Source organism: Microbacterium sp., from assembly GCF_011620715.1.
Lineage (GTDB): Bacteria > Actinomycetota > Actinomycetes > Actinomycetales > Microbacteriaceae > Microbacterium.
In genome coordinates, this window is the sequence record NZ_WOYP01000005.1 from 15,981 (window position 1) to 29,391 (window position 13,411).

Sequence of the window (13,411 nt, forward strand, 5' to 3'; positions counted from 1 at the left end):
GGAATGCCGGCAGGGCTAGCCGAACTTCGCAAGCAGCGTCGGCGCCGTCGTCGCCGGCATGACGCGATAGGTCTTGAGAACCTGGGTCATGGCCTTCTGAAACGCCGGCGCATTGGCCGAAGACGAGGTTACCGCAGTGGGCTCGTCGAGGGTCACGGCGACGAGGTACTGCGGGTCGTCGGCCGGGGCGAAGCCGATCATCGTGGTGAAGTAGACACCGGCCTTGTAGCCGCCGCTGCCGTTCGACTTCTCGCCCGTACCGGTCTTGGTGGCGATGCGATAGCCCGGAACTTCGACCTGCTGCGCGTAGCCGGCCTGCATCGCGACGTTCTCGAGGATCTCGCGCATCTTCGCCGACGTTCCGCCGCTGATGACCTGGGTCGGGTCGGGAAGTTGGGGGGTGATCACGGTGCCGTCCGCCTTCGTGCACGACTCCACGATCGACAGCGGCATCCGCAGGCCTCCGTTGGCGATCGCATCGTATGCGCCCACCAGCTCGGGCACCGTTGTGGTCACACCTTGGCCGAACGACGTGTTGTAGAGCTGCTGGTTGTCCCACTGCGCGACCGGATACAGCAGACCCTTCGACTCGCCCTCGAATCCGACAGCGCTGCCGCTGCCGATGCCGAACATCTGCAGGTAGTCGAAGCGGGTCTGCGGGCTGATCCGCTCGCTGAACTTCGAGATGCCGGCATTCGACGAGTCGATGAGCACGCCCGCCAGTGTGTAGTCATATGCCTCGTGTTCGAACGCGTCGCGCACCCGGGCGCCGTTCGCGAAGGTCTCGGTGCTGGAGGCGACCACGGTGGAGGACAGGTCCTGACCGCCGGCGTCGAGCACCATCGATCCGGTCAGTGCCTTGAAGGTCGAGCCGGGCTCGAACGTGTCGGTGAAGATGTGGCTGTAGCGGTTCTCGACCTCGGCCGCGCTGACGTCGTTCGGGTCGACCGACGGGAACTCAGCCGCGGCCCGGATCTTGCCGGTCTTGACCTCGACGACTGTGATCGTGCCACGCTTGGCGCCCATGTCCTGCACCTGCTCGCCGATCAGCTGCTGCAGATACCACTGCAGGTCGCGGTTGATCGTGAGCTGCAGGGTGCCGCCGTTCACGGCCGGCTGGTGCACCTCGGTGCCGGGGATTATGACGCCGTCCTTGCCCTTCTGGAACGAGAGCGTTCCGTCTGTCGCGAGAAGGCAGTCATTCTGGCTCTGTTCGATGCCGGCGAGCGGGTCGCCGTCGATGCTCATGAATCCGACCAGGTTGCCTCCGACCGCTCCGTCGGGATACGTGCGCGCGGGGTGCTGGTCGAAGGTCAGGAACGGGGCGCCGATGTCGACGAGCGCGCGGTACTGCTCGGTCGTGAGGCCGCGCTTCAGATAGGCGAACTGCGAGTCGGGATCGTCCTGAAGCGCGTCGGCGACGATCTTCTGCACCTCTTCGGAGGTCTGGCCCGTGATGGCGGCGATCTCGGCCGCGACGTCCTTCCACGGCACCGCGACGCGCCTGCCGTCCGCCGCCTCGCGGGTGAGGGGTCCGACGTTCTTCGGGTCCAGGACGCCGTCGTAGAGCAGGATGCTGCCCGCCAGCGTCTGTCCGGACTCATCGACGATCTCCCCCCGTGTGCCGTACAGCGTGCGTGAAGCGCCGAGTGCGACCTGCATGGAGTCGGCGATGTGATCGTCGGCGTTGACGATCTGGATGTCCACGAGGCGGACGATGAAGCCGGCCAGAACTGCCAGCACGACGGCGAGCGCGATGACCGTGCGACGGCGAGGGCTTCGCGTGCTTCTGGTGGTCATGTGCTCAGTGTGTGCTCGGGGTGGGCAGTCCGTCGGTGATAGGAGGCGGTGTGTTCGTCACTCCGCCGTCCGCACCGACGACGGCCGTCTCGACCGGTGCCCCTTCGATCGTGGCGTCCGGCGCCGTGACGAGAGGGGTGTCGGTGATGAGAGCGTTCGGAACGGTCGCCCGGCCGATCGCGTCCACCGTGGACGCACCCAGCGCCGCCTGCCCCGCACCGAGCAGAGCGCCGTCGCTCAGACGCAGGTAGCTGGGCGACTCCTCGATCACCATGCCGAGCGCGGAGGCGTTGGCCGCGAGGTACTGGGGGGAGCTGAGTCCGGCGACGTCGTCGTGCAAGATCTGCTTCTGCCAGATGAGCTGTCGCGCTTCTTGCGTGAGAGTGGACAGCTCGTACGAGCTCTGGGTCGTGAGGATCGACAGCGCCATCTGGGCCGTGCCGATCGTCAGGGCTCCGGCCAGCGCGACGACACCGTAGATGAGCTTGGGCCGCCGACGGCGGGAGGGCTCCTCGACGACGCGGAGCGGGCGGTCCGACCCGCGCTCGCGGGTCGGAGTCGCGAGCGCGGCGACCGCATCGGCGGCGCTCACGCGGCATCCCTCACTCGCTCGGCTGCCCGAAGTCGCACGGGTGCGGCGCGGGGGTTGCGCGCCTTCTCTTCGTCGGAGGCGAGTTCGGCGCCCCTCACCAGCAGCCGGAACCGGGGAGCGTGCTCGGGAAGCTCGACCGGGAGACCCGCCGGCGACGTGGACGCCGACGCCGCCGCGAGCGCGCGCTTGACGATCCGGTCCTCGAGCGACTGATAGGCCAGCACGACGATGCGGCCACCGACCGAAAGCGCATCGAGCGCGGCCGGGATCGCGCGCTCGAGCACGGCGAGCTCGCCGTTCACCTCGATGCGCAGCGCCTGGAACACCCGCTTGGCGGGGTGTCCGGCGCGCTGCGCCGCGTAGGGCGTCGCCGCGATCAGAATCTCGACCAGCTGCCCGGACCGCTCGATCGGTGCGGTCTCACGCGCCCTGATGATGGCGCGGGCATAGCGACCCGACAGCTTCTCCTCGCCGTAGCGTTCGAAGATGCGGCGAAGCTCGCCTTCGCTGTACGTTGCCACGACGTGCGAGGCCATCCGCCCCGTGGTCTGATCCATCCGCATGTCCAGCGGAGCGTCCTGCGAATACGCGAAGCCGCGGTCGGCGACGTCCAGCTGCAGGGACGAGACGCCGAGGTCGAACAGAATGCCGTCCGCCGCGGCGACGCCGGCCGTTTTGAGGGCGGCGGCGATGCCGTCGTACACGGTGTGGACCAGAGTGATGCGATCGGCGAACGGCGCGAGCCGCTCCCCGGCGATCCGCAGCGCGTCCTGGTCTCGGTCCAGGCCGATGACGCGGATGCCGGGGAATCGCTCCAGGAACGCCTCGGCGTGCCCGCCCATGCCGAGGGTGGCGTCCACGAGCACCGCGCCGTCCTTCTGCAGGGCGGGCGCGAGCAACTCGACACAGCGGTCGAGGAGCACGGGGGTGTGGACGTCGCGCAGGCTCATGGTGCTCGAGGCCCCTGTTCCCCAGATCCTGATCCCCATCCGCTCTGACCTGGCACCGGGGAAGTGTGTCAGGGCGTGAGCGGCTGGGAGTCAGGGTCGGGGGCTCAGAACAGGCCCGGGATCACCTCCTGCTCGAGTTCGGCATAGCTGGATTCGTTGCCTTCGGCGTAGGCGTTCCAGGAGTCGGCGTTCCAGATCTCGGCGTGGGCGCCGACACCCGTGACGACGAGATCCTTCTCGAGCCCGGCGTAGGTGCGGAGGGACGACGGGATCGTGATGCGGTTCTGGCTGTCGGGCTTCTCGGCGCTGGCGCCGGAGAGGAACATCCGCAGGAAGTCCCGCGCCTGCTTGTTCGAGAGCGGCGTCTCGCGGATGCGCTCGTGGATGCGCTCGAACTCGTCGGAGCTGAACACGTAGAGGCAGCGTTCCTGACCGCGGGTGATGACGATGCCGTCACCCAGGTCGCTGCGGAACTTCGACGGCAGGATGACCCTCCCCTTGTCGTCGAGCTTGGGAGTGTGGGTGCCCAAGAGCATTGCCACCACCCCCTTCATCCGGCCCCCGCGGGATTTCCACCACTTTACTCCACTTCACTCCACTTTGTCACCCATTCGTGACACGACGGATCCCCCTTGCTCCCCCGCGCCACCCATCCCGGCCGACGGCTGGCAAAAGAAAAGCACCGACCCGGAGGTCGGTGCTTCGGTGCTGCGATCAGCGTGTGCGGCGGGTCACTGCCCCTCGCGCCGCCGGTCCCAGCGGTCGTTCATGCGATCCATGAAAGAGGAGCTCGCCTTGGCCTTCGGTGGTGCCGGTGCTGCTGCGACCGGCCCGCTCGGCAGGCCGCGGGTCGGGGTGACGGCGAGGACGACGCCACCGAGCATCACGACGAAGCCGATGACGCCCACGACGATGAGCTGGGTCGACACTCCGACGATGAGCGCACCGAGGCCCACGAGCACGAGGACCGTGCCGTACACGATGTTTCGATAGCTCAGCGTGCGACCGTCGGTGGCCGCGCTGACCACGTCGGCATCATTGCGCATGAGATGGCGTTCCATCTCATCGAGCAGACGCTGCTCCTGTTCGGAGAGTGGCATGCATCCCCCTCTGCTTGCTCGGACCCGATGATTCTACCCGCGCCCTCAATCACTAGGCTAGGCCCGTGTCACCCTCCCCGGATGCCGTTGAAGCGGTTTCCCAGCGTCTGAACAACTTCCTCTCGGCGCAGAGAGCCGCAACCGCCGATCTCGGCCCCGAAGCGGGTCTTCTCGTCGAGGCCGGAGCGACCGCTCTTGACGGCGGAAAAAGACTTCGCGGACGGTTCTGCATCGCCGGGTGGAGGGCAGTGGAGGGCGCCGGACGCGTACCGTCGGCCCCGCCCGCTGAGGTCATCGCGGCCGCGGCTTCGCTGGAGATCTTCCATGCCGCCGCCCTCGTCCACGACGACCTCATCGACAACTCCGACACGCGCCGCGGGCGCCCCTCCGCGCACCGGGCGCTTGCGGCCGCGCATCGCTCGCACCGGTGGGCCGGGAACCCGGCGGCGTTCGGCCGGTCGGGTGCGATTCTGCTGGGCGATCTGCTGGTGGCCTGGAGCGACGATCTGCTCGAAGAGGGATTGGCCGCGGCATCCGGCGTACGCGCTGCGGCGGCGCGCGCCGAGTACGCGACGATGCGCCGCGAGGTGACCATCGGCCAGTTCCTCGACGTCGCCGAAGAATCCGCGTACGTGAGCGAGCCCGACCACAGACACGCCGAGCGCGCGCTGCGGGTGGCTTCGCTCAAGTCCGCGAGGTACAGCATCCAGCAGCCTCTGGCTGTCGGCGCAGCGCTGGCCGGTGCGGATCATGCCCAGCTCGCCGCGCTGGCTGCATTCGGGCATCCGGTCGGGATGGCCTTCCAGCTTCGGGACGACGTGCTCGGCGTCTTCGGCGACGAAGCGGCGACCGGCAAGCCCTCGGGCGACGACCTGCGCGAGGGCAAGCGCACTGTCCTGATCGCATACGCACGCGAGCGCCTCTCCGTCCCGGCGCGGCGCATCGTGGACGAGCTGGTCGGCGACCCGGGATTGGATGCTGCGCAGATCGCATCGCTGCAGCAGACCATCCTCGACACCGGCGCGCTCGAGCGGGTCGAGCAGCTGATCGCGGAATACTCGCGAGAGGCCGAGCGTGCGCTCTCCGGCGCGCGACTCGGAAACGCCGCCGTCGGCGAACTGCGCGAACTTGCCCGCGCCGCGACCGTTCGCACGACCTGACGTCGGGACGCCTCGACTCAGCCCAGCGCCTGCGCGACGCGGCGAACCTCGCTCTTGCGTCCGGCGCGGAGCGCCTCGATAGGCGGGATGCCGATCGAAGCGTCCGAGGTCAGCAGCCAGTCGATGGCCTCGTCGTCGGTGAAGCCGGCATCGTGCAACACGAAGAGCGTGCCGCGCAGCGACCCGATCGGCTCGCCGTCGAGGATGAAAACGGCGGGGACCTTGAACACGCCGTCCCGGCGCGAGCCGACGAGCTGCAGCTCGTCGAGGAGCCGTCGAACCCGGCCCAGCGGTTCGCCGAGCACCTGCGTCAGGTCAGCGAGGGTCAGCCAATCGGTTTCGATCTGCGGCGTGGCGTCATCGGTCACGAAGCCACTATCTCATTCCTGCCGGGGTCCTCGGCACCCCAGTCTCGAGAACTCCAACCACACCTATCACATAGGCCTCGTCTGTCGCATACATAACATCAGTTGACACGAATTCGCTTCCGTGACACCGTTTCCTGAGTCCACGGAGGGGGATCTCTTGCAACCCGACACCCGGCAACGTCCCGCGAGCATTCGACGCGCCGCCGCCGCAGGCATACCCGTGGCCCTCGCCGGGTCGCTTGCCGTTCTGATGAGCGCCGCCCCCGCGCATGCAGCCGGACCCGCACGCTCGGGCGACTCCTCTGCGCCTCGCCTGCTCGCAGAACCGCATGGCTCGGCAGCCCCAATGCCGAAGCCCTCGTCGGTGCGAGTGCCGACCGCCGCGACCCCCGAGACCTACGAGGTGCAGGCCGGCGACAGCGTCTCCACGATCGCCGCCCGGCATGGGCTGCGCACGACCGACGTGCTCGCGATCAACGGACTGTCCTGGTCGTCGACCATCTACCCGGGGCAGGTCCTGCGGCTCGCCGCCGTGACGGCACCCGAAGCCGCTCCCCCGGCACCCGCCGCGCCGGCGCCACCGGCCGCCCGCGCATACGTCGTCGCCGGCGGCGACACGATCAGCGCGATCGCCCGGCTGCACGGTGTGAGCACGCAGGAGCTCCTGGACGCGAACGGTCTGAACGCGTCCTCGATCATCTACCCGGGCCAGAGCATCGCCGTCCCGCCGACGCCATCCCTGACCCTCGTCGCGAACACGACCACGGATGCGTCCACGACGATGCTCGATGCCGAGCAGATCGCGAACGCGAGGATCATCATCGGCGTGGGCCGAGAACTCGGTGTACCCGACCGGGGGATCGCGATCGCACTGGGCACGGCGATGCAGGAGTCGTGGCTGCGAAACCTGGACTGGGGCGACCGCGATTCGCTCGGCCTGTTTCAGCAGCGCCCGAGCACCGGGTGGGGAACGCCGGAGCAGGTCCGCGATGCGGTGCACGCCGCGCGCACCTTCTACGGAGGGCCATCCGACCCGAACGGGTATCTGACGCGCGGACTGCTCGACGTGCAGGGCTGGCAGGAGTTGTCGTTCGCGAATGCCGCGCAGTCGGTGCAGATCTCCGCCTATCCCGACCGGTACGCACAGTGGGAGCAGCCCGCCTCGGCATGGCTCGCCGCCCTCGGGTGAGCGACCGCACCCGCGACCGAACGCCGCAGCCGTCGCCCCAGCAGGGGGTGAGCCGCTCCGCGGGCTCGCAGGAACCCGTCCGTAGACTCGGATCGTGAGCACGAGTCAGCAGGCCGACCCGCTGATCGGACGTCTGGTCGACGGCCGATACCGGGTGCGCGCGCGCATCGCGCGCGGCGGCATGGCGACCGTGTACGTCGCCACCGACCTGCGCCTGGAGCGGCGGGTCGCCCTCAAGGTCATGCACGGGCACCTCAGCGACGACACGGTGTTCCAGAGCCGGTTCATCCAGGAGGCGCGGGCCGCCGCGCGACTGGCCGACCCGCACGTCGTCAACGTCTTCGACCAGGGCCAGGACGGCGATATGGCGTACCTGGTCATGGAATACCTCCCCGGCATCACGCTGCGCGAGCTGCTGCGCGAGCAGAAGCGCCTCACGGTGCCGCAGACGGTGACGATCATGGACGCGATGCTCTCCGGTCTCGCCGCCGCGCACCGCGCCGGCATCGTGCACCGCGATGTCAAGCCCGAGAACGTACTGCTGGCCGAAGACGGCAGGATCAAGATCGGCGACTTCGGTCTCGCGCGCGCGACGACGGCGAACACCGCCACCGGCGCCCAGCTGCTCGGCACGATCGCCTACCTCGCTCCTGAGCTGGTCACGCGCGGGTTGGCCGACGCGCGCAGCGACATCTACTCGCTCGGCATCATGCTCTACGAGATGCTCGTCGGCGAGCAGCCGTACAAGGGCGAGCAGCCCATGCAGATCGCCTTCCAGCACGCGACGGATTCGGTGCCGCGGCCGAGCGTGAAGAACCCCGGGGTGCCCGAACAGCTCGACGAGCTCGTGCTGTGGGCGACCGAGAAGTCGCCCGACGACAGGCCCACGGACGCTTCGGTCATGCTCGATCGGCTGCGCGAGATCGAGCGCGAACTCGGGATCGCCCCCCAGGTGGCCCGCACCCTGTCGGCCGGCATCATCCGCGAGGAGGTCGCCGGCGATTCGGGCGATCTCACGCAGGTGCTGCCTGCGACGATGACCGGGCAGACCACTGCGGTCGACGAGACCGACAACGCCACACGCCTGCGCGCCGCGACCAAGCGCCGCTCGGTCAAGGGCGGCTGGCTCATGGCGCTGGTCCTGCTGCTCTCGGCGCTCGCTGCGGGGGCCGGGTGGTGGCTCGGATCGGGTCCCGGTTCGCAGGTCGCCGTTCCCGATGTGGCCGATCGCAGCTTCGCGGAGGCGCAGCAGATCCTCGCCGAGCAGTCGCTGCAGGCCGTGCAGAAAGACGTCTACGACCTTGATGTCGCGCCCGGCATCGTCGTCGGAACCGATCCGTCCGCTGGTTCGCGCCTCGACAAGGATGGGACCGTGAACGTGCTCGTCTCGCTGGGCCCGCGGCCGCAGACCGTGCAGGCGCTCGGCGGGGTGGCGGCGACCGATGCCCGCGGCATCCTGCAGGCGATCAATCTGACGGTCGCCGAGCCGGATCAGGAGTACTTCACGGACGCCGCCGAGGGCACGGTCATCGCGGTGTCGGTGACACCGCGCGCGGGCGGCGACCCGGTGGACTGCACACAGGGCTGCACCGCCCTCGAGGGCGACACCGCGACGCTCTCGGTGTCGGTCGGACCCATCCCCGATGTGTTCGGCGAGAGCGTGGATTCGGCGACCTCGATGCTCGCCGAGAAGAATCTTTCGGTCAGCGGAACGTTCGAGGAGTTCAACGACGACCTCGACACCGGCCTCGTCATCTACATCGCCGGCCGCGATGGCGGCGGCGACTGGCGCCCCGGCGAAAGTGTCACACTGGCCGTCTCGAAGGGGCCTGCGCTGTTCCCCGTGCCGAACATCGTCGGGCTGACCCGGGATCAGGCCAAGGCCGCTCTCACCGACGCCGGATTCGAATACGAGTACGCGACCCTGTGGGACGCCGTACTCGACGAGATCACCGAGGTCGAGTCACAGGTCCCGGCTGCGGGCACGCAACACCCCAAGGGCACAGTCGTCAGCTTCCGGATCAACGGCGCCTTCTGAGCGCGAGATGCTTGCGGCCTCGATACGTTTCGCGGCCCGGTTTGTCGAGTAGCCGCGCAGCGGCGTATCGAGCCACGACCTTGACACGCGGGCGCATCAGCGCTTGTCGAGCTCCTCGGCCACCAGGAACGCGAGCTCGAGACTCTGCATGTGGTTCAGGCGCGGGTCGCAGAGGCTCTCGTAGCGGGTCGCAAGAGTGGCCTCGTCGATCATCTCGGAGCCGCCGAGGCACTCGGTGACGTCGTCACCGGTGAGTTCGACGTGGATGCCGCCCGGATGCGTTCCGACGGAGCGGTGCGCGTCGAAGAAGCCGCGGACCTCGTCCACGACATCGTCGAAGCGGCGGGTCTTGTAGCCGGTGGGGGTCGTGATGCCGTTGCCGTGCATCGGGTCGGTCACCCACAGCGGCGTCGCACCCGCGTCGCGCACGGCCTCCAGCAGCGGCGGCAGCGCATCGCGGATCTTTCCCGCTCCCATGCGCGTGATGAAAGTCAGCCGACCGGGCTCGCGCTGGGGGTCGAGCTTGTCGATGAGCGCGAGCGCGGTATCCGGAGTCGTCGAGGGTCCGAGCTTCACGCCGATCGGGTTGCGGATCTTCGAGAAGTAGTCCACGTGGGCGCCGTCGAGGTCGCGCGTGCGCTCGCCGATCCAAAGGAAGTGCGCCGAGGTGTTGTAGGGCGTGCCGGTGCGCGAGTCGATCCGCGTCATCGGGCGCTCATAGTCCATCAGCAGACCCTCGTGGCCGGTGTAGAAGTCGACGCGGCGCAGTTCGTCGAAGTCGGCGCCGGCCGCCTCCATGAACTTGATGGCCCGGTCGATGTCATGCGCGAGCCGCTCGTACGCCTGGTTGGCCGGGTTCTCGGCGAAGCCCTTGTTCCAGCTGTGCACTTCGCGCAGGTCGGCGAAGCCACCCTGGGTGAACGCGCGGATCAGATTGATGGTCGATGCAGCGGTGTGGTACCCCTTGAGCAGCCGGACGGGGTCGGCGCGGCGCGAGCCCTCGGTGAAGTCGAAGCCGTTGACGATGTCGCCGCGGTACGCCGGCAGTGTGACGTCGCCGCGCGTCTCGGTGTCGCTCGAGCGCGGCTTGGCGAACTGGCCGGCCATGCGCCCCATCTTCACGATCGGCATCGCGGCGCCGTACGTCAGCACGACCGCCATCTGCAGCACCGTCTTTATGCGGTTGCGGATCTGCTCGGCCGTCGCTCCGGCGAAGGTCTCGGCGCAGTCGCCTCCCTGCAGCACGAACGCGCGACCGGATGCGGCGCGGGCGAGCTGGTCGCGCAGGTTGTCGACCTCACCGGCGAACACGAGAGGCGGCAGGGTCGCGATCTCGGCCGAGACGGCCGCAACAGCCTCCGCGTCATACCAGGTGGGCTGTTGCTTTATGGGCAGGGTCCGCCAGTGGTCGAGTGCGTCAAGCTGCTGCAGCATCTGCCCAGTCTATCGGCGCGCGGTCGCTCCGGGATTCCGTGACGGCTGCTGTACGGCGGCGGCTCAGTCGACTGCAGGCGCGGCCAGCCCGCTCTTGACCGTCGAGGCGTAGACGTCGTGATAGGTCTGCTCTCCCAGCCGCTGCAGCGCGACCATGATCTCGTCGGTGACCGAGCGGAGGATGTACCGGTCGCCCTCCATGCCTGCGAACCGCGAGAAGTCAAGCGGCTCGCCGATCACGATGCCCACGCGCCCGACGCGCGGCAGGCGGCGGCCGATCGGCATGACGGTGTCCGTGTCGACCATCACGACCGGGATGACGGGCACGCGCGCTTCCAGCACCATGCGAGCGAGTCCGGTGCGGCCCCGGTAGAGGCGACCGTCGGGGCTGCGCGTGCCCTCGGGGTAGATGCCGAGCAGCTCGCCGCGCCCGAGCACCTGCAGTCCGGTGTTCAGCGACGCTTCGGAGGCCCTGCCGACGTTGCGCTCGATGGGGATCTGACCCGTCCCCTTCATGAACATCCGAGTGGCCCAGCCCTTGAGACCCTTGCCAGTGAAGTAGTCGCTCTTCGCGAGGAACGACATCGGCCGGTCGATCATCAGCGGCAGGAACACGGAGTCGATGAACGACAGATGATTGCTCGCGAGAACCGCGGCACCTTCGACGGGAACGTTCGTGCGGCCCACGATCCACGGCCGGAAGATCGCCCTGAGGAGCGGTCCGAGCACGATGTACTTCATCAGCCAGTAGAACATCGCCTAGGCCCGCTCGCGGTCGATGAAGCCGGCGACCTTCGCGCCACCGATGTCGATACCGACTTTGAGCACCGCGTTCCCTCTCCGGCCGGCGCAGCCGCGACGACGTGTTGCAGTCTAGTGGCCCGCATCAGCGAGCCGGGGCGGGGCCGAGGCACGTTCGCTCCCTCGCTCAGCGACCGAGAATCGGTCAGAACCAGGTGCTCTCGCGGATCTCCCTCATCGCGATGCGCCGGGTCTCGGCCGGCAGCCGGTCGAGGTAGAGCTTTCCGTCGAGATGGTCGGTCTCGTGCTGCAGGGCCTGCGCGAGCAGGCCGTCGCCTTCGAGCACGACCTCGTTGCCGTCCAGGTCGATGCCCGTGACGCTGGCGTGCGGGTGGCGCAGGGCCTCGTGCCAGAGCCCGGGCACCGAAAGGCATCCCTCGCCGACGAGTTCCGGTTCACCCGAGACCTCGACGAGCACCGGGTTGAGGATATAGCCGATCTCGCCGTCGATGTTGTAGCTGAACGCGCGGAGTCCGACCCCTATCTGGGGTGCGGCGACCCCGGCACGGCCGGGCAGCTCGACGGTGTCGATGAGGTCGCGCACGAGCGCCCTGATGCCGTCGTCGATCTCGCCGATCGGGGCACTCGGGGCGCGCAGCACCGGGTCGCCGAAGAGGCGGATGGGCCGGACAGACATCTGCGCCTACGCTGCGGGTGCGAGGGCTCGCAGGCCCTCGACGACCGAGGCGGCCAGGTCGCGCGCCGCGAGCCGGGTCGCCGGCTGCAGGTCGCGGAACGAGATGGCGCTGCCCGCCGCGATGTGCGGATCGTAGGGAACGCGGACCACGCTGCGCACGCGCGTTCGGAAATGCCCTTCGAGCTCATCCTGACGCACGAGCGGCGTTCCGGGTCGGGAGCTGTTGAGCACCACGATCGTGTTGCGCACCTGCTCGGCGTAGCCGTTGGTCTCGAGCCAGGTGAGCGTCTCGGAGGCGAGACGCGCTTCGTCGACGCTCAGGCCGGCGACGACGACGAGCTGGTCGGCCAGGTCGAGCGTGGCGCCCATCACCGAGTGGACGATGCCGGTGCCCGTGTCGGTGAGCACGATCGAGTAGTAGTGCGCCGCGATGCTCGCGATGTCGTGGTAGTCGCGGTCGTTCAGCGCTTCGGACACGCGCGGGTCCGTGCCGGAGGCCAGTACGTCCAGTCGGGTCTCGTCGCGGGCGACGATGTTCGAGATGTCGTTGTAGCCGGTGACCTCAGAGCGCGCCTTCACCAGGTCGCGGACGGTCTTGCCGCTCGAGCGCGAAATGCGCTCGGCGAGGGTTCCCCGGTCGGGATTGGCGTCGACGGCGATGATGCGGTCGTCGCGAGCATCGGCCAGCGCCATGCCGAGCAGGGTGGTCACGGTGGTCTTTCCGACGCCACCCTTGCGCGAGAGCACGGGCACGAACCGCGCGCCGCCGTTCAGGGATGCCGCGATGCGGCGGTCGAGCTCCTTGCGGGCACGGGCGCGCTTGCCGTCACCGAGGTTGATGCGGTGACCTGAGATCGAATAGACGAAGTGCTGCCAAGTGCCCTCGGGCTCGGGTCGCACGATCTGGTGCGGATCGAGCAGGCGGTCGGCGGTGAGCAGGTCAGCGGTCTCGCGGCCGGCTTCGAACTCGCCGAGGCGCTTGGAGGTCATCGTGACGTCGGCCCGCGGGATCACGCGCTCGACCGCGTGCGGGTGGTCGGGGCGCTCTTCGACATCGGGATGCTGCGCCTCCCAACGGGTGCTCGGGATGGAGCCCGTCGTCGGTGTCGAGCCCGTGCTCGGGGCCGGCGGTGCACTGGCCGGAGCGGTCTCGACGGGGGTGTTCGCGAACAGCGGAGCATCCTCCTGGCGGTCGGCATCCGCGACGGTGTCCTCGACGACAGACGCGTCCTCGAAGGCCGACGAGGAGTCGTAGACGCTCTCGGCCCCGGTCCACTCGTCGACCTCGATCTCGGCCGTGCCGACGAACTCGTCGACCGTCGCTGCGCCGCTTTCGACAGCG

Annotated in this window: 13 protein-coding genes; 3 read left to right on the forward strand and 10 right to left on the reverse strand. The window is 68.8% G+C overall.

The annotated features are described in order from the left end of the window. Positions 1-15 precede the first annotated feature (15 nt). The 5 genes from QZV84_RS01030 to QZV84_RS01050 form a co-directional block, all read right to left on the reverse strand. The gene (locus QZV84_RS01030; RefSeq protein ID WP_292824013.1) at positions 16-1,800 is read right to left on the reverse strand and encodes a penicillin-binding protein 2; all 1,785 of its coding nucleotides are present in this window, start codon (positions 1,798-1,800) and stop codon (positions 16-18) included. Between the two features lie 4 nt (positions 1,801-1,804). Continuing rightward, positions 1,805-2,392, reverse strand: a complete 588-nt coding sequence (locus tag QZV84_RS01035; RefSeq protein ID WP_292824015.1) for a hypothetical protein — start codon at positions 2,390-2,392, stop codon at positions 1,805-1,807. Then, entirely contained in the window at positions 2,389-3,342 is a 954-nt protein-coding gene (gene rsmH, locus QZV84_RS01040; protein WP_292824017.1) for a 16S rRNA (cytosine(1402)-N(4))-methyltransferase RsmH, read from the reverse strand. The genes QZV84_RS01035 and rsmH overlap by 4 nt, the downstream gene beginning before the upstream one ends. Before the next feature lie 104 nt (positions 3,343-3,446). Continuing rightward, entirely contained in the window at positions 3,447-3,878 is a 432-nt protein-coding gene (mraZ, locus tag QZV84_RS01045; RefSeq protein ID WP_292824073.1) for a division/cell wall cluster transcriptional repressor MraZ, read from the reverse strand. A gap of 195 nt (positions 3,879-4,073) precedes the next feature. Beyond that, a complete protein-coding gene (locus tag QZV84_RS01050; RefSeq protein ID WP_292824019.1) occupies positions 4,074-4,442 on the reverse strand; it encodes a DUF3040 domain-containing protein in 369 nt (122 codons plus the stop codon). Between the two features lie 65 nt (positions 4,443-4,507). On the opposite strand from QZV84_RS01050, the gene QZV84_RS01055 reads away from it, so the two are divergent. Continuing rightward, positions 4,508-5,602, forward strand: a complete 1,095-nt coding sequence (locus QZV84_RS01055; RefSeq protein WP_292824021.1) for a polyprenyl synthetase family protein — start codon at positions 4,508-4,510, stop codon at positions 5,600-5,602. Between the two features lie 17 nt (positions 5,603-5,619). On the opposite strand, the gene QZV84_RS01060 is transcribed toward QZV84_RS01055, so the two are convergent. Continuing rightward, positions 5,620-5,970, reverse strand: coding sequence for an Rv2175c family DNA-binding protein (locus tag QZV84_RS01060; protein WP_292824023.1), 351 nt, complete (start codon positions 5,968-5,970; stop codon positions 5,620-5,622). Between the two features lie 346 nt (positions 5,971-6,316). Between QZV84_RS01060 and QZV84_RS01065 the strand changes: the two genes are divergently transcribed. Together QZV84_RS01065 and pknB are read left to right on the forward strand one after the other, a co-directional pair. Further along, positions 6,317-7,159 (forward strand): LysM peptidoglycan-binding domain-containing protein, encoded by an 843-nt coding sequence (locus tag QZV84_RS01065; protein ID WP_292824025.1) that lies wholly within the window; start codon positions 6,317-6,319, stop codon positions 7,157-7,159. A 94-nt stretch (positions 7,160-7,253) separates the two neighbouring features. Further along, positions 7,254-9,197, forward strand: coding sequence for a Stk1 family PASTA domain-containing Ser/Thr kinase (pknB, locus tag QZV84_RS01070; RefSeq protein WP_292824027.1), 1,944 nt, complete (start codon positions 7,254-7,256; stop codon positions 9,195-9,197). 96 nt (positions 9,198-9,293) lie between these two features. On the opposite strand, the gene QZV84_RS01075 is transcribed toward pknB, so the two are convergent. The 4 genes from QZV84_RS01075 to QZV84_RS01090 form a co-directional block, all read right to left on the reverse strand. Then, the gene (locus QZV84_RS01075) at positions 9,294-10,631 is read right to left on the reverse strand and encodes a class II 3-deoxy-7-phosphoheptulonate synthase (RefSeq protein WP_292824029.1); all 1,338 of its coding nucleotides are present in this window, start codon (positions 10,629-10,631) and stop codon (positions 9,294-9,296) included. Positions 10,632-10,694: 63 nt separating this feature from the next. Then, entirely contained in the window at positions 10,695-11,387 is a 693-nt protein-coding gene (locus QZV84_RS01080; RefSeq protein ID WP_292824031.1) for a lysophospholipid acyltransferase family protein, read from the reverse strand. Positions 11,388-11,577: 190 nt separating this feature from the next. After that, positions 11,578-12,069: a peptide deformylase gene (locus QZV84_RS01085; RefSeq protein ID WP_292824033.1), complete on the reverse strand. Its 492-nt coding sequence runs from the start codon at positions 12,067-12,069 to the stop codon at positions 11,578-11,580. Positions 12,070-12,075: 6 nt separating this feature from the next. Further along, positions 12,076-13,359 carry a MinD/ParA family protein gene (locus tag QZV84_RS01090; protein WP_292824076.1) on the reverse strand — a complete coding sequence of 428 codons (1,284 nt, stop codon included), beginning with the start codon at positions 13,357-13,359 and terminating at the stop codon, positions 12,076-12,078. Positions 13,360-13,411: the final 52 nt, after the last annotated feature.

Excerpts from the sequence above, each read along its gene's own strand:
- QZV84_RS01030 (WP_292824013.1), bottom strand. The coding sequence starts at position 1,800 with ATGACCACCAGAAGCACGCGAAGCCCTCGCCGTCGCACGGTCATCGCG.
- rsmH (WP_292824017.1), bottom strand. The coding sequence starts at position 3,342 with ATGAGCCTGCGCGACGTCCACACCCCCGTGCTCCTCGACCGCTGTGTC.
- mraZ (WP_292824073.1), bottom strand. The coding sequence starts at position 3,878 with ATGCTCTTGGGCACCCACACTCCCAAGCTCGACGACAAGGGGAGGGTC.
- QZV84_RS01050 (WP_292824019.1), bottom strand. The coding sequence starts at position 4,442 with ATGCCACTCTCCGAACAGGAGCAGCGTCTGCTCGATGAGATGGAACGC.
- QZV84_RS01065 (WP_292824025.1), top strand. The coding sequence starts at position 6,317 with ATGCCGAAGCCCTCGTCGGTGCGAGTGCCGACCGCCGCGACCCCCGAG.
- QZV84_RS01075 (WP_292824029.1), bottom strand. The coding sequence starts at position 10,631 with ATGCTGCAGCAGCTTGACGCACTCGACCACTGGCGGACCCTGCCCATA.
- QZV84_RS01080 (WP_292824031.1), bottom strand. The coding sequence starts at position 11,387 with ATGTTCTACTGGCTGATGAAGTACATCGTGCTCGGACCGCTCCTCAGG.
- QZV84_RS01085 (WP_292824033.1), bottom strand. The coding sequence starts at position 12,069 with ATGTCTGTCCGGCCCATCCGCCTCTTCGGCGACCCGGTGCTGCGCGCC.